Source organism: Pseudomonas sp. 18175, assembly GCF_050432925.1.
Classification (GTDB): Bacteria; Pseudomonadota; Gammaproteobacteria; order Pseudomonadales; family Pseudomonadaceae; genus Aquipseudomonas.
In genome coordinates this window covers 68,991-95,976 of record NZ_JBKFTO010000026.1, presented here as the reverse complement: position 1 = coordinate 95,976, position 26,986 = coordinate 68,991, and the positions used below count along the sequence as shown (strand labels likewise).

General features: G+C 59.8%; 26 protein-coding genes and 1 pseudogene. 15 read left to right on the top strand and 12 right to left on the bottom strand.

All coding sequences use genetic code 11. The annotated features are described in order from the left end of the window. Positions 1 to 169 precede the first annotated feature (169 nt). The 3 genes from ACLD1Y_RS26795 to ACLD1Y_RS26785 all read right to left on the bottom strand — a co-directional run bounded on the left by ACLD1Y_RS26795 (position 170) and on the right by ACLD1Y_RS26785 (position 2,210). Positions 170 to 1,036 carry a DUF6279 family lipoprotein gene (locus tag ACLD1Y_RS26795; protein ID WP_429480726.1) on the bottom strand — a complete coding sequence of 289 codons (867 nt, stop codon included), beginning with the start codon at positions 1,034 to 1,036 and terminating at the stop codon, positions 170 to 172. A gap of 65 nt (positions 1,037 to 1,101) precedes the next feature. Further along, positions 1,102 to 1,824, bottom strand: coding sequence for a TorF family putative porin (locus ACLD1Y_RS26790; protein ID WP_429480725.1), 723 nt, complete (start codon positions 1,822 to 1,824; stop codon positions 1,102 to 1,104). 206 nt (positions 1,825 to 2,030) lie between these two features. Further along, positions 2,031 to 2,210, bottom strand: a complete 180-nt coding sequence (locus ACLD1Y_RS26785; protein ID WP_003193095.1) for a hypothetical protein — start codon at positions 2,208 to 2,210, stop codon at positions 2,031 to 2,033. 323 nt (positions 2,211 to 2,533) lie between these two features. On the opposite strand from ACLD1Y_RS26785, the gene ACLD1Y_RS26780 reads away from it, so the two are divergent. The 3 genes from ACLD1Y_RS26780 to ACLD1Y_RS26770 all read left to right on the top strand — a co-directional run bounded on the left by ACLD1Y_RS26780 (position 2,534) and on the right by ACLD1Y_RS26770 (position 5,524). Further along, on the top strand, positions 2,534 to 3,370 hold the full coding sequence (locus ACLD1Y_RS26780; protein WP_105694794.1) for a CvfB family protein: 837 nt from the start codon (positions 2,534 to 2,536) through the stop codon (positions 3,368 to 3,370). A gap of 113 nt (positions 3,371 to 3,483) precedes the next feature. Beyond that, positions 3,484 to 3,882: a DUF2177 family protein gene (locus ACLD1Y_RS26775; protein ID WP_429480724.1), complete on the top strand. Its 399-nt coding sequence runs from the start codon at positions 3,484 to 3,486 to the stop codon at positions 3,880 to 3,882. Positions 3,883 to 4,081: 199 nt separating this feature from the next. Further along, positions 4,082 to 5,524: an NCS1 family nucleobase:cation symporter-1 gene (locus ACLD1Y_RS26770; protein WP_429480723.1), complete on the top strand. Its 1,443-nt coding sequence runs from the start codon at positions 4,082 to 4,084 to the stop codon at positions 5,522 to 5,524. Here ACLD1Y_RS26770 and ACLD1Y_RS26765 read toward each other — a convergent pair. Beyond that, positions 5,436 to 6,635, bottom strand: a complete 1,200-nt coding sequence (locus ACLD1Y_RS26765; RefSeq protein WP_429480722.1) for an MFS transporter — start codon at positions 6,633 to 6,635, stop codon at positions 5,436 to 5,438. The two genes, ACLD1Y_RS26770 and ACLD1Y_RS26765, sit on opposite strands and share 89 nt — an antisense overlap. A 104-nt stretch (positions 6,636 to 6,739) precedes the next feature. On the opposite strand from ACLD1Y_RS26765, the gene ptrR reads away from it, so the two are divergent. The 4 genes and pseudogenes from ptrR (at position 6,740) to ACLD1Y_RS26745 (ending at position 9,928) form a co-directional block, all read left to right on the top strand. Beyond that, positions 6,740 to 7,633, top strand: a complete 894-nt coding sequence (gene ptrR / locus ACLD1Y_RS26760) for a putrescine utilization regulator PtrR (RefSeq protein WP_429480721.1) — start codon at positions 6,740 to 6,742, stop codon at positions 7,631 to 7,633. A 143-nt stretch (positions 7,634 to 7,776) separates the two neighbouring features. After that, positions 7,777 to 7,884, top strand: a pseudogene (locus tag ACLD1Y_RS26755) (PA1414 family protein); the annotation flags it as partial. Positions 7,885 to 7,912: 28 nt separating this feature from the next. Next, positions 7,913 to 8,035 carry a PA1414 family protein gene (locus ACLD1Y_RS26750; RefSeq protein WP_272948820.1) on the top strand — a complete coding sequence of 41 codons (123 nt, stop codon included), beginning with the start codon at positions 7,913 to 7,915 and terminating at the stop codon, positions 8,033 to 8,035. A 405-nt stretch (positions 8,036 to 8,440) separates the two neighbouring features. After that, positions 8,441 to 9,928, top strand: coding sequence for an NAD(P)-dependent oxidoreductase (locus ACLD1Y_RS26745; RefSeq protein ID WP_429480720.1), 1,488 nt, complete (start codon positions 8,441 to 8,443; stop codon positions 9,926 to 9,928). A 70-nt stretch (positions 9,929 to 9,998) separates the two neighbouring features. On the opposite strand, the gene ACLD1Y_RS26740 is transcribed toward ACLD1Y_RS26745, so the two are convergent. From ACLD1Y_RS26740 to speB, 4 genes are read right to left on the bottom strand one after another with little or no spacing between them, the layout of a single operon-like run. Beyond that, positions 9,999 to 11,384: a sodium:solute symporter gene (locus ACLD1Y_RS26740; RefSeq protein WP_429480719.1), complete on the bottom strand. Its 1,386-nt coding sequence runs from the start codon at positions 11,382 to 11,384 to the stop codon at positions 9,999 to 10,001. Between the two features lie 24 nt (positions 11,385 to 11,408). Continuing rightward, complete coding sequence (locus ACLD1Y_RS26735; protein ID WP_429480718.1) at positions 11,409 to 12,923, bottom strand: purine-cytosine permease family protein; 1,515 nt, start codon at positions 12,921 to 12,923, stop codon at positions 11,409 to 11,411. Between the two features lie 21 nt (positions 12,924 to 12,944). After that, complete coding sequence (locus tag ACLD1Y_RS26730) at positions 12,945 to 13,367, bottom strand: YybH family protein (protein ID WP_429480717.1); 423 nt, start codon at positions 13,365 to 13,367, stop codon at positions 12,945 to 12,947. Beyond that, positions 13,367 to 14,317, bottom strand: a complete 951-nt coding sequence (gene speB, locus ACLD1Y_RS26725) for an agmatinase (RefSeq protein WP_017134866.1) — start codon at positions 14,315 to 14,317, stop codon at positions 13,367 to 13,369. The genes ACLD1Y_RS26730 and speB overlap by 1 nt, the downstream gene beginning before the upstream one ends. 246 nt (positions 14,318 to 14,563) lie before the next feature. Here speB and ACLD1Y_RS26720 point away from each other — a divergent pair, with 246 nt between their 5' ends. From ACLD1Y_RS26720 to ACLD1Y_RS26690, 7 genes are all read left to right on the top strand, one after another. Continuing rightward, the gene (locus tag ACLD1Y_RS26720; RefSeq protein ID WP_034108063.1) at positions 14,564 to 15,457 is read left to right on the top strand and encodes a LysR family transcriptional regulator; all 894 of its coding nucleotides are present in this window, start codon (positions 14,564 to 14,566) and stop codon (positions 15,455 to 15,457) included. Between the two features lie 6 nt (positions 15,458 to 15,463). Further along, complete coding sequence (locus ACLD1Y_RS26715; RefSeq protein WP_429480716.1) at positions 15,464 to 16,072, top strand: tRNA-uridine aminocarboxypropyltransferase; 609 nt, start codon at positions 15,464 to 15,466, stop codon at positions 16,070 to 16,072. 103 nt (positions 16,073 to 16,175) lie between these two features. Beyond that, a complete protein-coding gene (cysM, locus tag ACLD1Y_RS26710) occupies positions 16,176 to 17,078 on the top strand; it encodes a cysteine synthase CysM (RefSeq protein WP_017735422.1) in 903 nt (300 codons plus the stop codon). Next, positions 17,078 to 18,430, top strand: coding sequence for a 23S rRNA (uracil(1939)-C(5))-methyltransferase RlmD (gene rlmD / locus ACLD1Y_RS26705; RefSeq protein ID WP_429480715.1), 1,353 nt, complete (start codon positions 17,078 to 17,080; stop codon positions 18,428 to 18,430). Before cysM ends, rlmD begins: the two co-directional genes overlap by 1 nt. Positions 18,431 to 18,567: 137 nt before the next feature. After that, positions 18,568 to 20,811, top strand: a complete 2,244-nt coding sequence (gene relA, locus ACLD1Y_RS26700; RefSeq protein ID WP_429480714.1) for a GTP diphosphokinase — start codon at positions 18,568 to 18,570, stop codon at positions 20,809 to 20,811. Between the two features lie 170 nt (positions 20,812 to 20,981). Then, a complete protein-coding gene (mazG, locus tag ACLD1Y_RS26695; protein ID WP_429480713.1) occupies positions 20,982 to 21,815 on the top strand; it encodes a nucleoside triphosphate pyrophosphohydrolase in 834 nt (277 codons plus the stop codon). Positions 21,816 to 21,840: 25 nt separating this feature from the next. Next, entirely contained in the window at positions 21,841 to 22,386 is a 546-nt protein-coding gene (locus tag ACLD1Y_RS26690) for a DUF2058 domain-containing protein (RefSeq protein WP_105694808.1), read from the top strand. 206 nt (positions 22,387 to 22,592) lie between these two features. Here ACLD1Y_RS26690 and ACLD1Y_RS26685 read toward each other — a convergent pair whose 3' ends face one another. The 4 genes from ACLD1Y_RS26685 to purM all read right to left on the bottom strand — a co-directional run bounded on the left by ACLD1Y_RS26685 (position 22,593) and on the right by purM (position 25,585). Then, positions 22,593 to 22,781, bottom strand: a complete 189-nt coding sequence (locus tag ACLD1Y_RS26685; RefSeq protein ID WP_017734626.1) for a hypothetical protein — start codon at positions 22,779 to 22,781, stop codon at positions 22,593 to 22,595. A 373-nt stretch (positions 22,782 to 23,154) separates the two neighbouring features. Beyond that, positions 23,155 to 23,868 (bottom strand): DUF3108 domain-containing protein, encoded by a 714-nt coding sequence (locus tag ACLD1Y_RS26680; protein WP_017734627.1) that lies wholly within the window; start codon positions 23,866 to 23,868, stop codon positions 23,155 to 23,157. Between the two features lie 8 nt (positions 23,869 to 23,876). Further along, the gene (gene purN / locus ACLD1Y_RS26675; protein ID WP_286837710.1) at positions 23,877 to 24,527 is read right to left on the bottom strand and encodes a phosphoribosylglycinamide formyltransferase; all 651 of its coding nucleotides are present in this window, start codon (positions 24,525 to 24,527) and stop codon (positions 23,877 to 23,879) included. Further along, positions 24,527 to 25,585, bottom strand: a complete 1,059-nt coding sequence (gene purM, locus ACLD1Y_RS26670; RefSeq protein WP_017527563.1) for a phosphoribosylformylglycinamidine cyclo-ligase — start codon at positions 25,583 to 25,585, stop codon at positions 24,527 to 24,529. The genes purN and purM overlap by 1 nt, the downstream gene beginning before the upstream one ends. Before the next feature lie 343 nt (positions 25,586 to 25,928). On the opposite strand from purM, the gene ACLD1Y_RS26665 reads away from it, so the two are divergent. After that, positions 25,929 to 26,960, top strand: a complete 1,032-nt coding sequence (locus ACLD1Y_RS26665) for a DUF2066 domain-containing protein (RefSeq protein WP_429480712.1) — start codon at positions 25,929 to 25,931, stop codon at positions 26,958 to 26,960. Positions 26,961 to 26,986 lie beyond the last annotated feature (26 nt).

Sequence of the window (26,986 nt, the reverse complement as noted above, 5' to 3'; positions counted from 1 at the left end):
GTTCTTACTCGCCTGCCGACGCAGCGGGCGAGTGAGATTGGGGAGTTGTTGCCGCATCGATGGCAACCGGCTTAGCTGCGCAAGACGGGATGCCTGGACGCTTACGCCTATCCGAGATATCAGTTCCTAGAAATTCTCTAGGGGGGCGTTAAGGGGCCCCTTCCACACTTTATATTCCTGCGCTCTTAAGGCATTTGAGTGCCTTGAAGTCACTGCGCACGCCGTCGATTTTCTGGGTGAGTTTGAGGCGTTGTTGCGGCGTGCTCTGGGCCATCAAGTCCACCAGCAGGCTGCGCGCTGCTGCCTCGGTTTGGGCATAGGCCTCGCGATATTCCGGCGTCCATAGGCTTTCCCGATCCACCAGCAATTGCTGGATTTTTTGCGGGAAACCCGCGCTCTTGCGCTGTTGCACGGCATCAATGAATTGCGCCTGCCAGCGCGCACGGTTGCCGATCCATTCCTGGTTTTGATTCCCAAGGGCAGTCGACCAGGCCATGACCCGGCTTTGTTGGCTGGCACTGAGCGGGCCGATCCAAGCGTCCAGTCGCTTGCTCATGCGCTCGGCGCGCTCCTTGATCTGCTGTTCCAGGGGCGGCTTGAGGTAGTCGTCCTGGCGTTTGCGCAGGTCCTTGGCCAATGCGGCGTTCATCTCCTGGACCTGCTGATTGTCCAGGCCTTGCAGCAGCTCGATGGCCGATGGAGTGATGGTGCGAGCGGTTTCGGCGATGGCTGCCTTGGCTTCGGCGGTGCGGGCTTGCAGAGCGGTGTCGGTGACTTGATTGTCGGCGACCATTTGTTGCAGGCGGTCCAACCAATCCAAGTACCCCGGCAGTTGGGTGGTGCAGTGCCAGGCCAGGTGTTCCTTGAGCTTGTCGTTGAACCAATCCTTCTGCCCGGGGTGCATGTCCAGGTAGTCACTGAGGTTCCAGGGGATGATCACATCCAAGTTGCGATAGGCGAGGCCCACCCGATTGCAGCCGCTGAGCATCAGGCTCAGGGTCAGCAATACCACCAGAAATTTGAGCCGACGCAGCATGGGCGAGTCCTTGCACTGAGGGGATAACACATGTGAACCCACGCTGGGCGCGACAGTTCAGCCCATCAATAAAACGACCGTGCAGCCTTTAAGGTCAACAGCCCATCACATTGCGAATTGTGTCCCGAATAGGCCGAGCAATCGCCGCCGCTGAGGCTGGAGTCGCTGTAGATCAGGTTGAGGTCCACGCCCATCCACTGCCGGGAGAATTGCACCGACCAGTCGCTGAAGGTGCGAATGGAGCCGCCTTCCACGGACACCGGCGTGCCTAACTGATGAGTGGTGTATTTCATGCTGACGCCGATACCGAAGGGCTGGGTGCCGCTGAGGTCGGCGAACAGTGTGCTGTCCTGGCGGTCCGGGTCGTTGCTGAACGAGGCGCCGAAGCGATTGCCCAGCAGGTTGAGACCGCCGTAGAACTCCTGGCTGTCGAGGGGGCTGAGCTTGGGGTAGCTGTAGTGGATCAGGCCCACTTCGTAGCCTAGGGTTTGGTCAAAGGGGTGTTTGAAGCCCATGTAGGAATCGACTTCAAGGGTGCTGTCCGGGGACAAACCCATGCTCGGCGAAAACTGGCCGATGTACAGGCCGCTGTCGTGGCTGAGGTCCAGCCCGCCGTGGAATGAATCGCTGCCGGGGGAGGTGGGCTTGACCAGACCCTGGGCCATGCTGCGGCTGGGTGTGGTGCCCAATTTCAGGTCGAAGTCGCCCAGTTCACGCTGGAAGATCTGCGCTTCGGCAAGGGGGCTGGCTGCCAGGGCAGTGACCAGGAATATGCAGGGTTTGAACATGCTTCACTCCATGAAAAGCGAGGAGCAGTAACGGAGAAAATCGGGCAGATGCCCGTGCTAGACGTGTGCAAGCATACCGACGAATGCCGGGAGGTGAGCCCCGTTCGTCGATTGGCACAAAGATGAGTGTGTGGCGAGGGTGTTTTGGGCTCTAGTCCTAGCGCCTTGATGGCAAGGCGCTTAGGGACCAGGTGTATTGCGCGGTGTTACTTCTTACCCAGGCTGATCTGCTTGGACGGGCCGAAAGTCTGGCCGCTCACGCCTTTGGCAATTTGCTGGATTTCGCCGCCGGACTTGAGGAATGCAGCAATCTGGCTGTTGATCGATTCGCTGGTTTCAACGGCGGGAGCTGGCTTTGCTTTGCTGTTGGATGCTTTTACGCGCATGGCGGCCACTAACCTGTAGAAAATTAACTTGGCCAGGCATCGTACAGGAAATACTTGACAATTGCTTGGCAAATATCTCCCAAGAATAAAGGCCGTGCCCGAAAATAATCAAAGTTTATCTTTGAAATAAGCCCCTAACTTACTGTTTTAACTCGAAACCGTGGGCGTGCAAGCGATGAGGGCCACGGCAAAATTCGGCCGATTGATCGGACGAGCGGGGCGCTGCCATTGGAAAGCCACGCAAGCCCGCGATTTTTCAGGCGCGCGCGCGTGGCGGGCGCAACTCGGGTAGAATGCCGCCCACGTAACGAGGGTATTTGGAAATGGCATTAGTCGGGCGCTACAACAGCTTGCAAGTGGTTAAACACACTAACTTTGGTTTGTACCTGGATGGTGCGCAAGACGGTGAAATCCTCTTGCCTAATCGGTATATCCCCAAAGATATTCCCAGTGAAGATGAAGATTGGCTTAACGTTTTCATTTATCTGGACAGCGATGACAAACTTATCGCCACGACCGAAAAGCCGAAAGTTCAAGTGGGCGAGTTTGCCAGTTTGAAAGTAGTGGAAGTCAACAGCATTGGTGTGTTCCTCGATTGGGGTTTGCCAAAAGACCTGTTGCTGCCGTATTCGGAAGAAAAGCGTCAGATGACGGCCGGTGAATACTGCGTGGTGCACGTCTACCTCGACAAACACACCAAGCGCATCACCGCCACCGCGCGCCTGGACCGTTACCTGGACAAGACCCCGGCCAACTACCAGGTGGGCCAGGAAGTCGACCTGCTGGTGGCCGAAGCCACGGACATGGGCTTCAAGGCGATCATCAACAACAAGCACTGGGGCCTGATCCACAAGAACGAAGTGTTCAAGTTCCTGCGCCCGGGCAAGCAAGAGAAAGGCTTTATCAAAGAGATCCGCGCCGATGGCAACATCAGCCTGAGCCTCCAGCCTGTTGGCCAGGAAGCGGCGTCCAGCCTGAACTCGAAGATCCTCGCCAAGTTGCGTGAAAACAACGGCACCTTGCCAGTCAGCGACAAAAGCGACCCGGCGGTGATCAGCAACTTGTTCGGCGTGAGCAAGGGCAACTTCAAAAAGGCCATTGGCGCCCTCTACAAGCAAGGCCAGATTGTGATCCACGCGGATCGCATTGAACTAAGCTGAGTGCGGTTTGCTCTTCTGTAGGAGCGAGCTTGCTCGCGAAAAACGTACAGCCGACGCTGCGATGCGCCTGGAATACTTTCGCGAGCAAGCTCGCTCCTACAGAGAGTGCGTCAATGCCCAGAAAACCTATCTTCGCCTACCTCGGCACCCTGCTCGCTTTCCTGGTGCTCGACGGCCTCTGGCTTGGCGTGCTGATGGGCCCGACCTACAAATCCCTGCTGGGCTCGCTGATGCTGGATCAGCCACGCCTGTTGCCAGCTGCGCTCTTCTATTTGCTCTATGTCCTCGGTTGCGTGGTGTTCGTGGTCTTGCCCAGCACCAGCTGGCAACGCGCGGCACGCCTGGGCGCCTTGCTCGGCCTCGTGGCCTATGGCACCTATGACTTGAGCAACTGGGCCACGCTGCAAGCTTGGTCTGCGGGGCTTGCACTGATGGACATGGCCTGGGGCACCTTTCTTACCGCGATGTGCTGCTCGGCTGGCTACTTGTGTGCACATCGAGTGCGCCAGTGATTGTGTACAGGTTTTTTGTGCACCGTTGCTGAGCGAGGTCCCCGCTTCTAAACCTCATTCAATCTCTTTGGATCGCCGTTACAGAGGGATTGTGTGCCATTGGCACGTATTCTGCTGACTGCTTCGTATACAAACCATGCCGCCTACCGTATGCACACCCGCGACGGCAGCGCAGGCCGGTATTACGAGGAGCCCAGCGATGACCGAACAATTGCCCAAAGGCTACAGCCCACGCCTGTACAACCAGGACTTGGGCCCACTGCCGCAAAAGTGGACCTGGTACAACATCTTCGCCTTCTGGATGAGCGACGTGCACAGCGTCGGCGGTTACGTGTTCGCCGCCAGTTTGTTTGCCTTGGGCCTGGCCAGTTGGCAGGTGTTGATCGCCTTGCTTGCCGGTATCTGCATCGTGCAGTTGATCGCCAACCTGGTGGCCAAGCCGAGTCAGCAGGCCGCAGTGCCGTACCCGGTAATCTGTCGGTTGGCCTTTGGTGTATTCGGCGCGAATATTCCCGCAGTGATCCGCGGCCTTATCGCGGTGGCTTGGTATGGGATTCAGACGTATCTGGCGTCGAGTGCCCTGATCATTGTGGTGCTGCGCTTTTTCCCACAGATGGCAGTGTATGCGGAGCCGCATTTCGCAGGCCTGTCATACCTCGGTTGGTTTGGTTTCCTTAGCCTTTGGGTGCTGCAAGCGGCGGTGTTCTGGGCTGGGATGGAGTCCATCCGCCGTTTTATCGATTGGGCCGGGCCAGTAGTGTATGCGGTGATGTTTGCCCTGGCGGGCTGGATCGTGTGGAAGGCGGGCTGGGCGAATATCAGCTTTACCCTGGCGGAAAAATCCCTGTCGGGCTGGCAGGCGTTTGGCCAGGTGATCGTCGCCACGGCGTTGGTGGTGTCTTACTTCTCCGGGCCGACGTTGAACTTTGGTGATTTCAGCCGCTACTGCCGCAGCATGCATGACGTGCGGCGTGGCAATTTCTGGGGGCTGCCGGTGAATTTCCTGGCGTTCTCGTTGGTTACGGTGGTGATTGTCTCGGGCACCTTGCCGGTGTTTGGGGAAATGCTCCACGACCCGATCGCCACCGTGTCACGTATCGATAACAGCATGGCGGTGTTGCTGGGCGCCTTTGCCTTTGTGACCGCGACGATTGGCATCAACATTGTCGCCAACTTTGTATCGCCGGCGTTCGACTTCGCCAACATCGCGCCGAGCAAAATCAGCTGGCGTGCCGGTGGCATGATCGCCGCCGTGGCGTCGATTTTTATCACGCCCTGGAACCTGTTCAACAACCCGCTGATGATCCATTACACCCTGGACATTCTCGCCGCCTTTATCGGGCCGTTGTTCGGCATTCTGTTGGTGGACTTCTACTTGATCAAAAAGCAGAAGATCGACGTGGATGCGCTGTTCGATGACAGCCCCAGCGGGCGCTATTACTTCGACGGCGGCGTGAACTGGACGGCGGTAAAAGCGTTGGTGCCGGCGACATTGGTGGGCGTCGCGATCACCTTCACTCCGGCGTTGCAAGGCATGGCCAATTTCGCCTGGTTTACCGGGTGTTTCCTGGGTGGGCTGTTTTTCCTGGTGCTGGCGCGACGTGAGCAGGTTCGCGTACCCGTACCGATGGTTGCAGGCTGATTAATACCGAGCCTGCCACCAACAAGCCGGCGCCGGCGATCACCAGCGCCGGTTGCAGGCCACCGCTCAGGTGACTGCTCACCGACGCCAGCAACGGCCCGCCCAATTGACCGATGGCAAAACTGGCCGTCAGCAGGCCGGTGCTGCGCTGGTAGCCGTGGGGCGCGATGTCCCGCAGGCGAGCCATCACCAACTGCATGCACGCCAGGAACGGCGCACCGCACAGCAACACCCCCAGCGCCAGGCCCCAGCCATTACCCAACAGGCAGGCGAATACCCCGGCGGCTTGCAGCCACAGCGTGGTCATCAACCAACGGCGGGTAGTGTGGGGATCTTTGCGGCGCAGGCTTGCCACGCCTACGCCTATCGCGGCCGCCAGGCCAAAGCAGGGCCAGAACAGATCGGCCTGCCAGGCGCCTTTGAACTGCGCGTTGGCCATCTGCGCTAAAAACGTTGCCGGGATGATGTAGCCCAGGCCGAACAAGAAATAGATCCAGCACAGGTGCGCGATGCTTTGATTGCTGGCGGCCTTCGTTTCGGCTGCGGTCGTCGGGCTTGGTTGCGGCAGGAACGGCAGGATCGCCAACAGCATCACCAGCGCAACCACGCCATACACCAACCACAACGTTGCCGAACCTTGCCCCAGCAGGTTCGAGCCCAGCGCTAGCAACCCGGTGAGTAAAATCCCCATCCCCGGCCCGGCAAATACCAACGCACCAAGACGTGGGCGCCCGGCGGCAATCGCCAGCGGTTGGCTCAGGCTGGTGATCATCACCAGCGCCCAGGCACTGGCCACACCCGTACCAAAGCGCAGCAGCAGATGGGGCCAGAACCCATGGGCCCAGTACGACGCCAGGGTCAGCAGCACACACAACCACAGCCCGCCATATAAACGCCCGCGCACGTGGTGATGGCTGCGGGCAAAGATCGAATCCACCGCGCCGACGAAGTAGCCCAAATAATTGGCCGCTGCGATCAGGCCGGCGCCTGTCAGGTCGATCTGCCCTTCGCTGAGTAAGTGCGGCATTTGCGGGGTGAGGGCGAAACGACCAATGCCCATGGCCATCATCAGGGCGACAAAGCTGGCGAGTAAGCGAATGAGGGGTGACATGATCAGGTTTCCTGCCGGTCAGCGATTGACCTTCAGGCTAAAGCCGATTGACTTTCTGTAAAATTGAATAATAGTGAGTAACTTGTTCAGTTTTGGAGAAAGGTATGGAGTTCAGTCAATTGCGCATTTTCCAGGCCGTGGCCGAAGAAGGCTCCATCACCCGTGCGGCCGAGCGCCTGCATCGCGTGCCGTCGAACCTGTCGACCCGGCTCAAGCAAATGGAGGAGCAACTGGGCGTCGAGTTGTTCGTGCGTGAGCGCCAGCGTTTGCAACTTTCTCCGGCGGGCAAAGTGTTGTTGGACTACAGCACCCGTCTGCTTGCCCTACACGACGAAGCCCACAGCGCAGTGCAGGGCGGCCAACCTGCTGGGGATTTTGTACTGGGCAGCATGTACAGCACGGCCGCAGTGCACTTACCCAAGCTGCTGGCGAGCTATCACAAGGCTTATCCGATGGTGAACCTGCAGGTGCAATCGGCGCCCAGCGGAGAGTTGCTCGAAGGCTTGATTACCGGTCGCCTGGACGCTGCGTTTGTAGATGGCCCAATCACCATCGCCACCTTGGACGGTGTGCCGTTGTGTGAAGAGCGCCTGGTCTTGATCTGTGAGGCCGATCACCCGCCCGTGCGGGGGCCGCAGGATGTGGCGGGACGTTCGGTGTTCACCTTCCGGCGCAGTTGTGCCTATCGCACGCGGCTGGAGACGTGGTTTTCCCACGACCATGTCGCCATGGGCCGGGCGATTGAGATTGAGTCTTATCAGGGCATGCTGGCCTGTGTAATCGCCGGTTCCGGGGTGGCCTTGATGTCTGAATCCATGCTCGACAGCCTGCCAGGCAAGCACAGCGTGTCCGTTCATCCGTTGACAGGGCCTTTTGCCACTGCAACCACCTGGCTGATGTGGCGAAAGGGTATGCTCGGCGCTAACCTCAACGCATGGATCGACTTGCAGCACGCGGGCAAGGCCGAGGTGGTGCAAGACACACGCGCCATTGCTTGAACGATCCGTCAGGATTTGAATCAATTCAGTAATAGTTCGTTGTGGTTTCGTTCAAGCATTACGTAGGACTTAGGGCTACTATCAGTGTAGGAAAAGGCGACAGAATTGGCGCCTGCCAGCATTACCCTCAAAGGGGGCACACCATGAAAGAGAAAATTCAAAACTGGCTCCACGACCTTGGTGTTGCACTGGGCTTGATCGAGCCGCCGATGCAACCCATACCGATTCGTACGGATGACGAGCAGCGTCGGCCGCNATTACCCTCAAAGGGGGCACACCATGAAAGAGAAAATTCAAAACTGGCTCCACGACCTTGGTGTTGCACTGGGCTTGATCGAGCCGCCGATGCAACCCATACCGATTCGTACGGATGACGAGCAGCGTCGGCCGCGTCGCAGGTAATCACCGGTCAAAGCTGAATTAAAAATGTGGGAGCGGGCTTGCTCGCGAAGGCGGTGTGTCAGTCGATGAATAATTGGCCGATACACCGCTTTCGCGAGCACGCCCGCTCCCACAGTGGGTTGTATGCCAGGCACACCTGGCGGGTGAAACATCCGGTGTCGCACCCGCTGAAGTAACCATTCCCTATCCAGCTATTCGCCACATCCTCCTCCCCAGTACGCCAATGACATCCAAGCGTAGGAATCGAGCTACCTGCTTATCAGAACTGGCTGGCTTATTTAGTTTTTCAGATGCGCGTAGGTTCAGTGCCGTCAGCAAGTACGGCCACTGTAATCGGATAACGCGCACACGTATTTCGGCAGTGGCCTAACACATCGATAAGTCCGTATTGATGGAGATCCAGCCATGTCGCTCTCAAGCGCTCCGCCAGTCACCGCGTCACTGATTGCCACGACCGAAACGATCTTGCAAATCGCACCTGTGTCGAAACGCTGGAGGGCCGATGCACCCAGCAACGTGGTGTTTCTTCCCTCAACATTGACCAAGCAAGCCCTGCTGATACAGATTGCACTCCTGCGTCCATCAGTGATCATTGTTGGGGATCAAGTTATCGATGCAGACGTCATCGGCCAGTGGCGGGTATCTCACCCCTTCGCAGAACTGAGCTTGGTCCGCAGAGGCACAAGTCTGGATAAGGTGAGGCTGGACCTGTGCCGGTCAAACGACATTCGAGTAATCAATACGCCTGGGGTCAACGCGCCGCACGTCGCGGCTTACATCGCCCATTGGCTGACACAGGCCGATGGCTCCATACCCCGTGATGTGTGTGTGCTGGGATACGGCAATGTGGGTAAGGAGCTGGTCAAGTTGCTGCTTGATCGAGAGCCATGTGTTCGGATCAAGGTATTGAGTCGAAAGCAGCCAGTGCCCGACGCTGACAGCAGAGTGTCGTTTGTTGTGGACTGGCACGAGGCTCTGGAGGGTGCCAATGCTGTCGCCCTCTGTTTACCCCTGAATGATGAAACCACTCATTGCATTAATCAGGCCCTCATTCAATGCCTGCCTGCACAAGCGCGCCTCGTCTGTATCGCCAAACCAGATGTCTTTAGCGATGCGGCGTTGCAGGCGTTGGCGGCAGCGCAAGGTATCCAGCTTGTAGTGGATTACGGGCCTGCGACATTGGATGCGTTTCGACTGCGCACGCAAGCACTTGGCTGCTGTGTCTCCACATGGTGCAACCCGGCAACGCTGACTACCCAGGCGGCGACCACCGAAGCCTGTCAGTGCGACCTTGACTATGCGGTCGCGATCCAACTGAGCATGATGGCCTTGCACGGTCTTGTGAGGCGCAAGCTCTCACACTCATTGACGATCCCCGCCCAGCCGGTAGATGCCGGGGCTGCGCGTGTGTCAGTCATCGGCAGGGGAATCAACGGCCTGTTCCAGGCGGTGATGCTTCGTCTCGCGAATTATCAGGTTACGGTGTATGGCGGAAATCAGGAGGGTGATGGCGCCAGTCACCACGGCACAGACCAGTATTTGGCCATTGAGTGCAATCGTGCAGGTATCACGTTGTTTGAAAAGCTCCTTGCCGACAATCAATCGTTGGGAATGGACACTGCCCATCTAATGAATGAACTGGAGGCGCTTTTGCAGCGCTCCGGTGTGGAGTTCGTGTCCGCGCCTCTGAGCTTGGCCCAAATTGCTGAGCTGAGTAGAGAGCATTTCGTTGTTACTGCCACTGGAGGGGAGAACGGACATTCGATTGTTTATTGCGGTGCTTATCATCGAATCGCGACCGACGAAACTTATTGCGCAAGTGCAACGCGGGCCTTGGTATGGGCCTGTTTGGTACAGGACGTTATCCAGGCCAAGCTCAAACATGAAAGTTGAATTATAAAAAAACGAGCACGACATCCGACGTCGTGCCCGCTGAAGAAACCGCTCTAAATCCCGTTGCCCATCAAACCGCCCGAGCCGCTACCGCCGCAGGCTTTCGCGACAACAAGCTCACCAATACGAAACTCACCAGCCCAATCGCCAGGCTGTAGTAGATCGGCGTGTTCGCATCCAGCCCATCCTTGACCATGAACACCAGCGCCGTCACAAAGCCCAGGGTCATCGACGTAATCGCCCCGGACGTGGTTGCGCGCTTCCAGAAGATCGCACCGATCAGCGGGATCAACATACCGCCCACCAACAGGTTGTAGGCCAGGGTCAATGCACTGATCACGTCGTTCACCACCAGCGCGATCCCCAGCACGGCAATCCCGGTCAACATCGTGAACAGGCGGTTGATCGCCAGGCTCGACTGTTTACCGCCACGCAAACGCGGCAGTAGGTCTTCGGTCAATACGGTAGACGCAGCCAGCAAACCGGCGCTGGCGGTGGACATCATTGCGGCCAGCGCCGCTGCAATCACCAGGCCACGGATGCCGTCCGGCAGCGAGACTTTTACGATGGCGGCGAAGGCGTTGTTGACGTTGTCGAGGTCCGGGATCAGCACATGGGCCGCCATACCGATCAACGCACAGGCCAGGCCGTAAAGGATGCAGTAGAAGCCAGCGAAAGTGCCTGCGTACTTGGCGACCTTTTCGTCACGGGCGGTGAACACTCGTTGCCAGATGTCCTGGCCGATCAGGATGCCGAAAAAGTAGATCATGAAGTAGGTGATGATCGTGTCCCAGCCAATCGCGGTGAAGCTGAAACTCGACGCTGGCAGCTTGGCCACCAGTTCGTCCCAGCCGCCAACGCGGTACAGGCAGATCGGCAGCAGGATAAACATCAGGCCGACGGTCTTGATCACGAATTGCACGATGTCGGTGAGGGTCAGCGACCACATGCCGCCGATGGTCGAATACACCACCACCACCACGCCACCGCCCAGCAGCACCGAGATCCAGAACGGTAGGCCGAACAGCACTTGCAGCACCGTGCCGATGGCCAGGATCGAGGTCACGCCGATCATCAGCGCGTAGGCCAGCATGATCACCGCGCTGGCTTGGCGCGCCATGGGGTTGTAGCGTTTTTCCAGCACCTGGGTGACGGTAAAGATCTTCAACTTCAGCAGCGGCTTGGCCAGGAACAGGTTCAGCGCAATGATCCCGGCGCCCAGCGCGGCGCACAGCCAGAAGCCGGAGATGCCATGTACATAACCCAAGCGCACGGTGCCGACGGTGGATGCGCCGCCCAATACCGTGGCGGCCATGGTGCCCATGTACAGCGACGGCCCCAGGTTGCGACCGGCCACCAAATAGTCTTCGTGGGTCTTGGCACGGCGCATGCCGTAATAGCGGAGCACGAGCATGCCGGCGGCGTAGATGAGTACGACGAATAAATCCAAAGCCATGACGGCGGTTCTCCGATTATTGTTTTATGCAGAAGGCGCGCTTTGTGTGGCGAGGGAGCTTGCTCCCGCTGGGCTGGGAACCAGCCCCTTGGGCCCATACACCGCAGCCGGCTCAGGAAAAACGCGCAGCAAGGTCAGGTAAACCACCGACGCCAACCCCAGCGTCACCGGCAAACTGATATCAATGCCATCAGCCAAATTGCCCAGCGGCCCGACAAACTGCCCCGGCAAGTTGACGAAGCACAGCCCCACCAACGCACTCGGAATCCACGCCCCCAGCCCGCGCCAGTTCCAGCCATGGCTGAACCAGTAGCGGCCGCCGGTTTCACCACGGGTGAACACCTGCAAATCATCCGGGCAGTAGAAGCCGCGACGCACGATCAGTCCGATGATCATCATCACCATCCACGGCGTGGTGCAGGTGATGATCAGCACGGCGAAGGTCGATACGCTCTGCACCAGGTTGGCGGCGAAACGTCCGATAAAGATGAAGGCAATCGACATCACCCCAATCAGCAGCGTGGCCTTGACCCGCGACAGCAGGCGCGGGAACACGCTGGACATGTCCAGCCCCGTGCCATACAGCGAGGTGGTGCCGGTGGACATGCCGCCGATCACCGCGATCAGGCACACCGGCAGGAAGAACCAGCTTGGTGCTACCGCCAGCAAGCCGCCGACATAGTTGTTGGCCGCGATGTAGTCCGGTGCCTTGATCGCCACGATGGTCGCGGTGGCCAGGCCGAATAGGAACGGGATCAAGGTGGCGATTTGCGCCAGCACCACCGCCAGCATGATGCGCATTTTCGGCGTCTCACGCGGGATGTAGCGCGACCAGTCGCCCAGAAACGCACCGAAGGAAATCGGATTGCTCATGGCCACCAGCGCCGCACCAATGAACGCTGCCCAAAAACCCGTCTGGCCCATGGCGATGCTGCCGGCGAAGTGGCTGTCAAAGGCCGGCGCAAAGGCGAAGATACCCAGCAGGAACAGCAGGCTCGCCGCCCATACCGCGATGCGGTTGACCCACAGCATGAAGCGAAAGCCATAGATGCACACGGTCAGCACCAGAATCGCGAACACGCCGTAGGCCAGGCCCAGGGTCAGGTCGGTTTCCGGCAGGCCGATAAGACGTTTCGCACCGCCCACCAGCGCATCGCCTGAGCTCCACACCGACAGTGAGAAGAAGGCAATTGCTGTCAGCAACGACAGAAACGAGCCGACAATCCGCCCGTGCACGCCAAAGTGCGCACCGGAAGACACGGCGTTGTTGGTGCCATTGATCGGCCCGAATAGCCCCATGGGCGCCAGGATCAGCGCGCCCACCAGCACGCCCAGCACAATCGCCCAGACCCCGGCCTGGAACGACAAGCCGAACAGCACCGGGAAAGAACCCAGCACGGCAGTGGCAAAGGTATTGGCACCGCCGAAGATCAGGCGGAACAGATCCTTGGGGCCGGCGGTACGTTCGTGGTCTGGGATCTGTTCGACCCCGTTGGTTTCTATCTTGCGAATACTTTTATCGTTGTTTTTATTATTCATGATCAGCTCCGATCACATTGGCTAAGGGGGCGGCAGCCCTTCCGGCACAGCGGACAAATGTTCGTGACAGGCCAGCCACAGGCCTTCTTTTTGTTCTGTGCGAGATCCTTGTCGTTTGAAGACAATGGTCTCGCGTTCCTGGCTAAAAAATTGCTCCCCGTTCATGCGCAGCTCGGTGGCCACGTCATGAATAAAAATCGCCACGTCGCCTTGCAGGCTGACAAAGGCGTTGCTCGACGTGCACGACAGCACTTCGAACCCCTCGTCCTCGCGCCAGCTGTCCCACAACGCCTGGTAGGCATCGCGACTGAGCAGCGGTTGGGGGAGGGTGTAGAACACAAACGTTGCGTCACTGCTGAACGCGCCGAAGTAGGCGGCGCGGTCATTGCGGGCGAAGGCCGCCACCAGGTCGGCGGCGGCTTGCAGCACGGCTTGCGCGCTCATCAGCGATGCGCCACGCCGGGCAGTACGCAGAGCATTTCGTACAGCAGGTTGGCGCCTAGCAGCGAGGTGTTGCCGGTGGTGTCGTAGGGCGGCGAAACTTCTACCAAGTCACAACCAACCAAGTCCAGGCCTTGGCAGCCACGGATGATTTCGATGGCCTGGATGGTGGTGAGGCCGCCGATTTCCGGGGTGCCGGTGCCAGGCGCCCAGGCCGGGTCGATGCCGTCGATGTCAAAACTCAGGTACACCGGGCCGCCGCCGACTTTTTCACGCACTTCGGCCATCAACGGCGCGAGGGAGTGGTGCCAGCATTCTTCGGCCTGGACCACACGGAACCCCTGTTTGCGGCTCCAGTTGAAGTCTTCGGCGGTGTAGCCCTGGGCGCGCAGGCCGATCTGTACTACGCGGTCGCAGTCCAGCAGGCCTTCTTCCACGGCGCGGCGGAAGGTGGTGCCGTGGGCGATTTTCTCGCCGAACATATGGTCGTTCACATCGGCGTGGGCATCGATGTGCACCAGGCCGACCTTGCCGTGTTTTTTGTGGATGGCGCGCAGGATCGGCAGGGTGATGGTGTGATCGCCGCCCAGGGTCATCGGGATCACGTCGTGTTCGAGGATCTCGTCGTAGGCTTCTTCGATGATGCGCACGGCGTCGAGCAGGTTGAAGGTGTTGATCGCCACGTCGCCGATGTCGGCCACCGACAGCGAGTCGAACGGAGCGGCGCCGGTGGCCATGTTGTAGGGGCGGATCATCACCGATTCGGCGCGGATTTCACGCGGCCCGAAACGGGTGCCGGCGCGCAGCGAGGTGCCGATGTCCAGGGGCACGCCGATAAAGGCCGCGTCCAGACCCTTGGCGGTTTGCAGGTGGGGGAGTCGCATCATGGTGGCGATGCCGGCAAAGCGCGGCATTTCGTTGCCGCCCAGTGGTTGGTGGAAAATCTTGTCCACGGGAGTGCCTCATCGTTGTTTTGTTTATTAGGGGCCGATTCTGCGAAATACCGGGAAACGAAAGAATCGGCAGGGGCAAATACTTAGTTCAGATTTTTCTAAACTAATGCCTGGGGTAAACTCCGTTCAAATGTGGGAGCGGGCTTGCTCGCGAAAGCGGTGTGTCAGTCGCAGGTATTTTGACTGACCCAGCGCTTTCGCGAGCAAGCCCGCTCCCACAGGGTTTTGTATGTATCTGGAGATCCGATGGCCAACGCCTTGCCCGACCTGAAACTCCTGCGCATCTTCGTCAGCGTCGTGCGTCACCAGGGGTTCGCCAATGCGCAGCACGAACTCAACCTGTCCACCTCGGCCATCAGCACCTACATGAGCCAGCTGGAGTCGGCGTTGGGCCTGGTGCTGTGCCATCGCGGGCGCGGAGGGTTCAGCCTGACCAGCAAGGGTGAGTTGTTCCACCAGGAAACCTTGCGCCTGCTGGGCGAACTGGAAGGCTTCGAGCAATACGCTGCCGCGCTGAAAGGCGAGTTGCGCGGCACCCTTAAGCTCGGGGTACTCGACTCCACCGTCAGCGACAAGGCCTTGCCGTTCGCCGAGGTCATTGGTGCCTACAGCCTGGAACACCCGGCGGTACACCTGCACTTATCGGTGATGAGCCCGTATGAACTGCAACTCGGCGTCCAGGACAACCGCCTGGATTTGGCCATCGGCGCCTTTTCCAATCGCATGAGCGGGTTGATCTATATGCCGCTGTATCGCGAGCAACATTGGTTGTATTGCAGTACGCGACATCCTTTGTTCAATGAAAGGCGTATCCCCGAACAGGTGATCACCCAGCAACGCATGGTCGGTCGCGGCTATTGGAGCCAGGCGGAATTGGCGCGCCATGGCTTCAAGCACAGCGCGGCTACGGTGGAAAGTATGGAGGCACAGCTGATTTTGGTGCTGTCTGGCGCCTACATTGGTTACCTGCCCGAGCACTACGCTCAGGCCTGGGCCGACAAAGGTGACCTGCGTGTATTGCTGCCAGCCACCTTCGGTTATCAGGCGCCGTTCTCGATGATCATGCGTCGTGGCCGTAGCCGTGAACCGCTGATCCAGACGTTCCGTGACTTGCTCAAAACCCAGCTCAACCAGGCCTGATAAACCATGTCCAGACCCCAATGTTCCCGATGCCTCAGGCCGCTCACCCACTGTTTGTGCCCGCTGATCCCCAGCCTCGACAGCCGCACTCGCGTGTTGCTGTTGCAGCACCCCAGCGAGGTCAACCATGCGCTCAACACCGCACGGCTGGCGGCGTTGGGGTTGAACAATGCGCAGTTGCTGGTGGGGGAGGTGTTTGAGGACTTGCCGGCAGTATTGGATGTGCCTGGCTATCAGGCGCGGTTGTTGTTTCCGGCGGACGATGCCCAGGCGTTGCACGCTTATGCGCCGGGCGATGAGCCGCTGTTACTGGTGGTGCCCGATGGCACCTGGCGCAAGGCGCGCAAGATGCTACACCTCAACCCGTTGCTGGCCGCATTGCCTCGAGTCACCCTGGCCGAGGGTGGGGTTTCCCGTTATCGGCTGCGCAAGGCGCCAGCGCCGGGCGCATTGTCGACGATTGAAGCCATTGTGCAGGCATTGGATGTGCTGGAAGAACCACTGTCTTTCGAGCCGTTGTTGAAACCTTTCGAGGCGTTGATCGACGGCCAGATCGCGGCAATGGGGAAGGAGGTGTTTCAGAGAAACCATGGCGATCGGTCCATCGACTCATGACTGGCTTATTCCTTTAAGCCATAAGCACCGCACTTTGCGTGATATGGCCCGCCGACCTTTCCCGGTATGATGTGCGCCCCGCAGTCTGGATTGCGAATACGCCATGACCTTGCAGTACCCTACAATCGCCGATTGCGTCGGCAACACGCCCCTGGTCCGCTTGCAACGCATGGCGGGTGAAACCAGCAATACCCTGTTGCTCAAGCTTGAAGGGAACAACCCGGCCGGTTCCGTGAAGGACCGCCCGGCGCTGTCGATGATCACCCGCGCCGAGCTGCGCGGGCAGATCAAGCCCGGCGACACCCTGATCGAAGCCACCTCGGGCAACACCGGGATCGCACTGGCCATGGCCGCTGCGATCAAGGGTTACAAGATGGTACTGATCATGCCCGACAACGGCAGCGCCGAGCGCAAGGCGGCGATGACCGCCTACGGCGCCGAGCTGGTGCTGGTGACCCAGGAAGAGGGCATGGAAGGCGCCCGCGACCTCGCTGAGCGCATGGCCGCCGAAGGCCGTGGCCAGGTGCTGGACCAGTTCGCCAACGGCGACAACCCCGAGGCGCACTACACCACCACTGGCCCGGAGATCTGGCGCCAGACCGGGGGCACCATCACCCATTTCGTCAGCTCCATGGGCACCACCGGCACCATCATGGGCAACTCGCGCTACCTCAAGGAGCAGAACCCGGCGATCCAGATCGTTGGCCTGCAACCGATGGAAGGCGCTGCCATCCCAGGTATCCGCCGTTGGCCCGAAGAGTATCTGCCGAAGATCTACAACGCCACGCGCGTGGACCGCATCATCGACATGGCCCAGCGTGAAGCCGAAGACACCACCCGCCGCCTGGCCCGTGAAGAAGGCATCTTCTGTGGCGTGTCCTCTGGTGGCGCCGTGGCCGGCATGCTGCGGTTGTCTAAAGAAGTGGAAAACGCGGTGATCGTCGCGATCATCTGTGACCGAGGCGACCGTTACTTGTCGACCGGCATTTTCGACGAACCCAACTGATGGCCAAGCACGAGAGAGGCCTGCGCTTCCAACCGACGGGCGGCAGCCGGGCCCCGCAGATTCCGGTAGGCAAGAAACAACGCCTGACCATCGAGCGCCTGGCCAATGATGGCCGCGGCATTGTGTTCTTCGAAGGCCGCACTTGGTTTGTGAATGGCGCGCTGGCCGGCGAAGAAGTGGAAGCGCGGGTGTTGGGCGCCCACGGCAAGATCGTCGAGGCCCGCACCGAGCGTGTGTTCACGGCCAGCGAATTGCGCCGCCCGGCGCCTTGTGCCCACGTTGGCCGCTGTGGCGGTTGCAGCGTGCAACACTTGCCCCATGTCGAACAGCTTGCCCTGAAACAGCGCATGCTCGCCGAGCAACTGTCCCGCGTGGCGGGGGTCGAACCGCAAGAGTGGGCGCAGCCTTTGAGCGGGCCTGAGTTTGGCTACCGCCGCCGCGCCCGCGTGGCCGTGCGCTGGGATGCCAAGGCGAAGAAACTTGACGTGGGTTTCCGTGCCGTGGCCAGCCAGGACATTGTCGCGATTGACGATTGCCCGGTGCTGGTACAGGCCTTGCAACCGATCATGCAGCGCTTGCCGAACATGTTGCGCCGCTTGAGCAAACCCCAGGCGTTGGGGCATGTGGAATTGTTCAGCGGTACGTCCATTGCTGTGTTGCTGCGGCATATGGCGCCGTTGTCCGATGCTGACCTGCACGTGCTGAAAGAATTTTGCGCCTTCCATGAAGCCCAATTGTGGCTGCATGGCGAGGGGCAGCCGGAGCCGGTAGACGCCGACGCGGCGTTGGGTTTTCGATTGGAACAGTGGGACTTGGAACTGGCCTACCGCCCCGGCGACTTCGTGCAGGTTAACGCCGCAGTCAACGAAGCGATGGTGGCCCAAGCCCTGCAATGGCTGGCGCCACAACCCGATGAGCGGGTGCTGGACTTGTTTTGCGGCCTGGGCAACTTCGCCCTGCCACTGGCGCGCCAGGTGCGTGAAGTGGTGGCGGTGGAAGGTGTGCAGACCATGGTGGACCGGGCGGCTCTCAATGCCGTCAGCAACGATTTGCATAATGCGCAGTTTTTTCAGGCCGATTTGTCCCAGCCTTTGACCGATGCAGAATGGGCCAAACAGGGCTTTTCTGCGGTACTCTTGGACCCACCCCGTGACGGTGCCCTGGAGGTTGTGCGCAAACTCGCGACCCTCAAGGCCAAGCGCCTGGTGTATGTGTCCTGCAACCCGGCCACGCTGGCGCGGGACACGGTTGAGTTGGTCAAGCAAGGCTACCGGCTAAAACGTGCCGGGATCCTCGACATGTTTCCGCAGACAGCGCATGTCGAGGCCATGGCGTTATTTGAAGCGGGCTAGGATGCCCGTTTAATCCGACTGGCCTGCATGCTCCATGGCCGTGACCTGCCAGGGAGCGTGCGTAAGCTTTAATAGGTAAAGCAGGTCAGCGATGATTTCTGGCGCATCGAAGGTGCGTCGTAGGGAAGGTAAGCAAGATGGTACAGGTGAGAGCACACCAGCCGATCAACACCGACGGCAGTATCAATCTCGAGGCATGGCTGGATCATGCCGTCAGTGTCGACCCGGCACTGGACCGTGAAGCCTTGAAGGCAGCCTGCGAGTTCGCTCGTGAGTCTGAGCAGCAAGACAATGCGGCCAAGAACCTGTGGGCCGAAGGCACTTCAAGCTTTCGTACCGGGCTTGAGATCGCCGAGATCCTTGCCGATCTCAAGTTGGACCAGGATTCGCTGATCGCCGCCGTGCTCTATCGCGGCGTGCGTGAAGGGCATATCCAGTTGCCCACCGTCAGCCAGCGCTTCGGCGCCGTGGTGGCCAAGCTGATCGACGGCGTGCTGCGCATGGCGGCCATCAGCGCCAGCCTCAGCCCGCGCCAGTCCATGGTGCTGGGCACCCAGGGCCAGGTCGAGAACCTGCGCAAGATGCTGGTGGCGATGGTCGACGACGTACGCGTCGCCCTCATCAAGCTGGCCGAACGCACCTGCGCGATCCGTGCGGTGAAGACCGCCGATGACGAGAAGCGCAACCGCGTGGCCCGCGAGGTGTTCGACATCTACGCGCCGCTGGCGCATCGCCTGGGTATCGGCCACATCAAGTGGGAGTTGGAGGACTTGTCCTTCCGCTACCTCGAACCCGACCAATACAAACAGATTGCCACGCTGCTGCACGAGCGGCGGCTGGATCGTGAGCGTTTCATCACCGATGTGATGAACCAGCTGCGTTCCGAGTTGCAGGCCACCGGCGTTGATGCCGACATCAGCGGCCGTGCCAAACACATTTATTCCATCTGGCGCAAAATGCAGCGCAAGGGCCTGGCGTTCAGCCAGATCTACGACGTACGTGCGGTGCGCGTGCTGGTGCCAGAGATGCGCGATTGCTACACCGCGCTGGGTATCGTCCATACCCTGTGGCGGCACATCCCGAAAGAATTCGACGACTACATCGCCAACCCCAAGGAAAACGGTTACCGCTCGCTGCACACCGCCGTGATCGGCCCCGAGGGCAAGGTGCTGGAAGTGCAGATCCGCACCCACGCCATGCACGAAGAGGCCGAGCTGGGCGTGTGCGCGCACTGGCGCTACAAGGGCACCGACGTCAAGGCCGGGTCCAACCAGTACGAAGAGAAAATCTCCTGGCTGCGCCAAGTGCTGGAATGGCACGAAGAGTTGGGCGATATCGGCGGCCTGGCCGAACAGCTGCGGGTGGATATCGAGCCAGACCGGGTCTACATCTTCACCCCCGACGGCCACGCCATCGACTTGCCCAAGGGCGCGACGCCGCTGGATTTTGCCTACCGCGTGCACACCGAAATCGGCCACAACTGCCGAGGCGCCAAGATCAACGGGCGCATCGTGCCGCTCAACTACAGTCTGCAAACCGGTGAGCAAGTCGAGATCATCACCAGCAAGCACGGTACGCCGAGTCGCGACTGGCTGAACCCGAACCTGGGCTACATCACCACGTCGCGGGCGCGGGCGAAGATCGTCCACTGGTTCAAGTTGCAGGCGCGCGACCAGAACGTCGCCGCTGGCAAGACCTTGCTCGAACGCGAATTGGCACGCCTGGGCTTGCCTCAGGTGGACTTCGACAAGCTGGCCGAGAAGGCCAACATGAAGATCGCCGAAGACATGTTCGCCGCCCTCGGTGCCGGTGACCTGCGCTTGGCGCAACTGGTCAACCTGGCGCAACAGTTGGTCGAGCCGGAACGCGGCAGCGAGCAACTGGAGCTGATCCCACGCAAAGCCACCGGCTACAAGCCTGGCAAGCGCGGCGATATCCAGATCCAGGGCGTGGGCAACCTGATGACGCAAATGGCCGGCTGCTGCCAGCCATTGCCGGGCGACGCCATCGTCGGCTACATCACCCAGGGCCGTGGCGTGAGCATTCACCGCCAGGACTGCGCCTCGGTGCTGCAACTGGGCGGGCGCGAGCCGGAGCGGATCATCCAGGTCAGCTGGGGGCCGGTGCCGGTGCTCACCTATCCGGTGGATATCGTCATTCGTGCCTACGACCGTTCCGGTTTGCTGCGAGACGTGTCGCAAGTGCTGCTCAATGAGCGGATCAACGTGCTGGCGGTCAACACCCGCTCGAACAAAGAGGACAACACCGCGTTGATGTCCCTGACCATCGAGATTCCGGGGCTGGACGCACTGGGGCGGTTGCTGGGGCGGATTTCCCAGTTGCCCAACATCATTGAGACACGGCGTAACCGCACACCATGATTAGCGGGATGAGCGCGGACTAAAATGTGGGAGCGGGCTTGTGTGGGAGCGGGCTTGCTCGCGAATACGGTGGTTCAGTCACCAGATGTATTGACTGGCACACCGCTTTCGCGAGCAAGCCCGCTCCCACATTTGATCTCTAGCGTTCCCACTTCAGCGGAAAGAGACTGATGTATTCACTTGAAGACCTACTGCACCTGATGAACCGCCTGCGGGACCCGCAATACGGGTGCCCCTGGGACATCAAGCAAACCTACGCCACTATCGTGCCGCATACCCTGGAAGAGGCCTACGAAGTTGCCGATGCTATCGAGCGCGGCGACTTCGATCACCTGCAAGGTGAGCTGGGGGACTTGTTGTTCCAGGTGGTGTATTACAGCCAGTTGGCGCGGGAGGAGGGGCGTTTCGAATTTGCCGGGGTAATCGACAGCATCACTCGTAAGCTGATCCGCCGTCATCCCCATGTGTTCCCCACCGGCGACCTGTACGCGCCGCTGGATGTGCCGCAACTGAGCGAGGAACAGGTCAAGCAGCGCTGGGAGCAGATCAAGGCCGAGGAGCGTGCGGAAAAATCCGACGCGCCGGAGCAATTGTCCTTGCTGGACGATGTACCCACTGCGCTGCCATCTCTGTCTCGCGCCGCCAAACTGCAAAAGCGCGCCAGCCAGGTCGGCTTTGACTGGCCCTCGGCCTTGCCGGTTGTGGACAACGTGCGCGAAGAGTTGGATGAAGTGCTCGAAGCCATGGCGGACAACGACCCTGCGGCCATCGCTGATGAGGTCGGCGACCTGCTGTTTGCCGCGGTCAACCTGGCCCGTCATCTCAAGGTCGACCCGGAAACCTCGCTGCGTGGCGCCAATGCCAAATTTGAGCGGCGCTTCCGATTTATCGAGCAGGCATTGCGCGACACGCACAAACCCATAGAAGATTGCACCCTCGAAGAGTTGGACGCCCTGTGGGGCGAAGCCAAACGTCAAGAAAAGAATATGTCCAGCTGCGGTTGAGCGGCTGCCTAAGTGAGTAAGCACCATGAGCATTTCCCTTCGCGATCAGTTGCTCAAAGCAGGTCTGGTCAACCAAAAGCAGGCCAAGCAGGTCGGCAAAGAGAAACAGAAGCAGCAGCGCCTGGTCCATAAGGGCCAGATCGAGGCGGATGACACCCAGGCTCGCCTGGCTGCCGAAGCCAAGGCCGAGAAGGTCAAGCGTGACCAGGAGCTGAACCGCCAGCAGCAGGAAAAAGCCGAGGCCAAGGCTCGCACGGCCCAGGTCAAGCAACTGATCGAAACCTCGCGCCTGCCCAAGCTGACCACCGAGGATTACTACAACTTCGTCGATGACAAGAAGGTCAAGCGCCTGTCGGTCAACACGCTGATGCGTAACAAGCTGAGCAACGGCTCCCTGGCGATCGTGCATCACGGTGGCGGCTACGAGGTGATCCCGCGTGAGGCGGCGCTGAAGATCCAGGAGCGTGCACCGGAGCGCATCGTGCAGCTCAATATCCTCACCGAAAGCCAGGTGCCGGATGAGGATGATCCGTACGCGGCTTACCAGATCCCGGATGATCTGATGTGGTAAGGCTGTAGCCGTGACTCGGTGGTGACCGGGGTTTGTTGTGGTGAGCGGGCTTGCCCCGCGCTGGGGCGCGAAGCGGCCCCAAAACCAAACGCCGCATTCTGCCTGACAGAATGCGGCGTTTTTAATGGGGCGGCTGCGCCACCCAGCGCGGGGCAAGCCCGCTCACCACAACAAGCCCCGCTCACCACAGTAATATGGGGGTGATCTCAGGAGCTTTCTGCCTGGCGTTTCATCTCAAGCGACTCAAGCTCGTTCTTATAGTTATGAGCATCACTCTCGTTGTGAAACATGCCGACCAGCAGGTCTTGTTGGTGTACGTCCCAGATGTGAATCCCATGGCCCAGCGCTTCGTGGGACATGTGTGCATCGTCGCGTTCAGTTACTTTTACAGTCATCTGCTTGCTCCAATCTCTGGTGGGTCTGCGGCAAGTCGTCGCAGGTCTCTTTTATATGTTTTGTTAGCTTGCTAAGTAAACCGACTTTTCGCGCAACAAGTCTTTGCGGGAAATGCAACAGTGCTGCAGGCCCTGAGAATTGGGGGTTTGCGTTGTGAGGGCTGGAGTTTTATGACAGAAGTTTCATGTGTGGGGCCGGCTTGAGCCTTGCATTGGCCCAGCCGACGCTTTCGCGAGCAAGCCCGCTCCCACAGGGGAATGCATTCCAAATGTGGGAGCGGGCTTGCTCGCGAAGGCGATATCAGCTTCAACACAAAACCTACAGGCGAAAAAAAGCCCCGCATTCAGCGAGGCTCTTTAGTTCACCAGCCTATCAGCTACCTTTGACAGCCTTACCGTCAACAGTACCGTCCTGCAGCATGATGTTGTATTCCTTGCCGTCGGTCTCGACCTGGCGCAGGGCGACCAGGATGCCGCCTTGGTCCTTGGCAAACCACATCTGGGTGATGCGCTTGCTTTGCGTCGGGTCGCGCACGCGCTCAACCTTGATCGCGTCGATGGAGCCGACCTTGGTCTGGACCTTTTCCGGGCCGATCACGCGGAAGTCGTAGGTGTCGACGTCGGTGCCTTCGACCACGTTGTAGCTCATGCTTTTCTTGCCGGCGGCGACGTCGCGCTGCAGGGCCAACTGGTAGGTCGACTTGTCGAGCATGCCGCTTTGCAGGGCTACGTTGACCGGGTCTTTGTTTTCAAAACCGGTGACTTTCTTGGCGGTTTGATCGAAGTCCAGATTGATCTTCTTGGCTTTACCCAGGCCACCACGTTCAAAGGTGTAGCTCTTGGGTTGCAGGGTGTCCTTGTCGAACAGGATCACGCTGGTTTCAGTGAGGCTGGCGATCATCATCGAGGCCTTGAAATTCAAGGTCCAGGTGCCATCGCCATTCTTGGCCAGGCTGCGTTCAGCCGAACCACTCATGGGCAACTGTTTCCAGTCGGCGGTGTAGCTCACGGAGAAAGGGTGAAGGTCCGCTGCTTGCACGGCAGGCAAGGCAAACAGAGCAAAAGCGAAGAGCAAGGCGCGACGCATAAAATCTCCTAGGTTCGAATCAAGTGGCCGCTGGCCGCAAGTAACTGACCGTCCAATAATGCACCCTGGTCACCAAGAATCAACCGCCCCTCGGCAAACCAGCGTACTGCCAGCGGGTAAATCCTGTGTTCCTGGGTGTGAACCCGTTGCGCAAGGGTCTGCGCCGAGTCGTCAGACTCTACCGGAACCACTGCCTGTACGACCAGAGGCCCGCCATCGAGTTCCTCGGTGACAAAGTGCACGCTGCAACCGTGTTCGCTGTCGCCGGCGTCAAGCGCCCGCTGGTGCGTGTGCATGCCTTTGTATTTGGGGAGCAGGGAAGGGTGGATATTAAGGAGGCGTCCTTCATAGTGCCGTACAAAATCAGCGCTGAGGATGCGCATGAAACCGGCCAGTACTACGAGTTTTGGATTGAAGGCGTCAATCAGTTCGACCAAGGCCGCATCGAAGGCCTCGCGGCCCTCGAACGCCTTGTGATCCAGGGAGCGGGTGTCGATACCCGCATCCCTGGCGCGTTGCAGGCCGTAGGCGTCGCTGCGGTTGGAGATCACCGCAGCGATGCGCACCGGGCTGTCGCCGGTGCGCGTGCTGTCGATCAGGGCCTGCAAGTTACTGCCGGTGCCGGAGAGCAGCACCACGACATCACAGGTCTGGGACATTAATGAGCCTTGAGGTTCTTCAGTTCAACCTGGGCTGCGCCTTCGGCGGCAGTCGCGATCTGGCCGATGACCCAAGGCTGCTCGCCCGCTTCGCGCAGTACGTTCAGCGCGGTTTCAACGTGCTCTTGCGCCACGCAGATGACCATGCCCACGCCGCAGTTCAGCACGCGGTGCATCTCGGTTTCGTTGACGTTGCCTTTCTCTTGCAGCCAGTCGAATACCGCAGGACGCTGCCAGCTGGCCACGTCGACGATCGCCTGGGCGCCTTTTGGCAGTACGCGCGGGATGTTGTCCAGCAGGCCGCCACCGGTGATGTGGGCCATGGCTTTAACCGCGCCAGTGTCCTTGATCAGCTTGAGCAGAGGCTTGACGTAGATGCGGGTCGGGGCCATCAGCAGGTCGGTCAGTGGCTTGCCGTCGAGTTGGATATTCTCGATGTCGGCGCCGGACACTTCGATGATTTTGCGGATCAGCGAGTAGCCGTTGGAGTGCGGGCCGGAGGATGGCAGGGCCAGCAGGGCATCACCGGCGGCAACCTTGGAGCCGTCGATGATGTCGGCTTTTTCCACAACACCGACGCAGAAGCCGGCCAGGTCGTAGTCTTCGCCTTCGTACATGCCTGGCATTTCAGCGGTTTCGCCGCCCACCAGGGAGCAACCCGACAGCTCGCAGCCAGCGCCAATGCCGGTCACAACCTGGGTGGCGGTCTCGACGTTGAGCTTGCCAGTGGCGTAGTAGTCCAGGAAGAACAACGGCTCGGCGCCGCACACCACCAGGTCATTGACGCACATGGCCACCAGGTCGATGCCGATGCTGTCGTGCTTGTTCAAGTTCAGGGCCAGGCGCAGCTTGGTGCCCACGCCGTCGGTGCCGGACACCAGCACAGGCTGTTTGTAGCCGGCCGGGATCTCGCAGAGGGCGCCAAAACCGCCCAGGCCGCCCATGACTTCGGGGCGCGCAGTGCGCTTGGCGACGCTCTTGATGCGTTCGACCAATGCTTCACCGGCGTCGATGTCTACACCGGCGTCCTTGTAGCTCAGGGAGGGTTGCTTGCTCATGATCCAGGCCTTTAGGGGGGATTCAGGGGTAACGACCGAGCGGGCAGGCGCTTTTGGTAAAAGGCCCAGCCGTTGACGGTCTGCGAAGGCGCGCGATTTTATCAGGCTTGAGGGGCAGCGGCCATCCTCGGGCCGACAGCAGGGCCATATGAGGTTAAAAAAATGCTAATCGCCCCTGTCTTGGTGCGTATTAAGGTATAGCCTTTACTGCGCTAGCGTTATGACAGTACGAAAACTTACCAAGACCCTGTGAATGTTTTACCGGTCGCTGTGGTCACAGCCTTGCCACACCGGATTCACGCGGTCTGTTCCAGCCGCTAAATTTGTCGTTCGGGAATCTTCCATGCGTCTGTGTAAATTCTTCTTTGTAGGCTGTTTGTCGTTGGTCAGCCTGGCGAGTCATGCCGAAACCCTCAATGGCCTCTATCAAGTCCTCGAACCGGTGAGCAGCCAGTCGCCCCAAGAGCGCGACCAGGCCACCCAGCGCGCCGTGCAAACCTTAGTAATCCGCCTGACCGGCGATGCCAAGGCCGCCGATGGCCCGGGTTTGGCGGCGGTGCGTAAAGACCCGCAACAAATCATCAGCCAGTACGGCTACGACGCCGGCCCGCCGGAAAGCCTGCAAGTGGATTTCGATCCGGTCAGCACCGATCGTGTCCTGCGTGAGGCGGGCTTGTCGATCTGGGGCAGCAACCGGCCGTCGATCCTGAGCTGGTGGCTGAACGACTCCACCGAAGGCAGTAGCCTGGTGGGCGATGGCCAGGCTGTGGCCCAGGCACTGCGCCGTGCCGCCCAACACCGTGGCTTGCCGTTACGCCTGCCGCTGGGCGACCTGGATGAACAAGTAGTCGCCACCGCACCGAACTTGGAAAGCGCCGACGCCACACCGCTGCGCGCCGCCTCCGAGCGTTATGGCGCCGATGCGTTACTGGCTGTGCATGCGCGCCAGGAAGGCAGCCAATGGCAAGCCAAATGGCGCCTGTGGCTGGGCGATAAGAGCGAGCAGGGCACGACTCAAGGTGCAGACACCGCCGCCGTGGCCGATGCGGTCATGCTGGCGGTCAGCCAGAAACTGGCACCGCGCTTTGCGGTCAAGCCGGGTGTGAGCACCGAACAGCTGTTGGAGGTGCAGGGCATGACCCTTGAGCGTTATGCCGCCCTGGGTCATCTGCTTGAGCCTTTTGGCGCCCAGCCGCAGTGGGTGGATGGCAGTCGCATTGTGTATCGCGTCAATGGCAGCGCCGATCAGTTGCGTAGCCAGTTGAACCTGGCCAAGTTGCAGGAAGTGCCGGCGGATGAAGCGCCGGCCGTGGTGGAGGGCAGTCAACCGGCCGCCGCACCTGAGCCCCAGGCGCAACTGCGTTTTCGTTGGTAGCAGTTTTCTTCTTTATATAGGTGGAG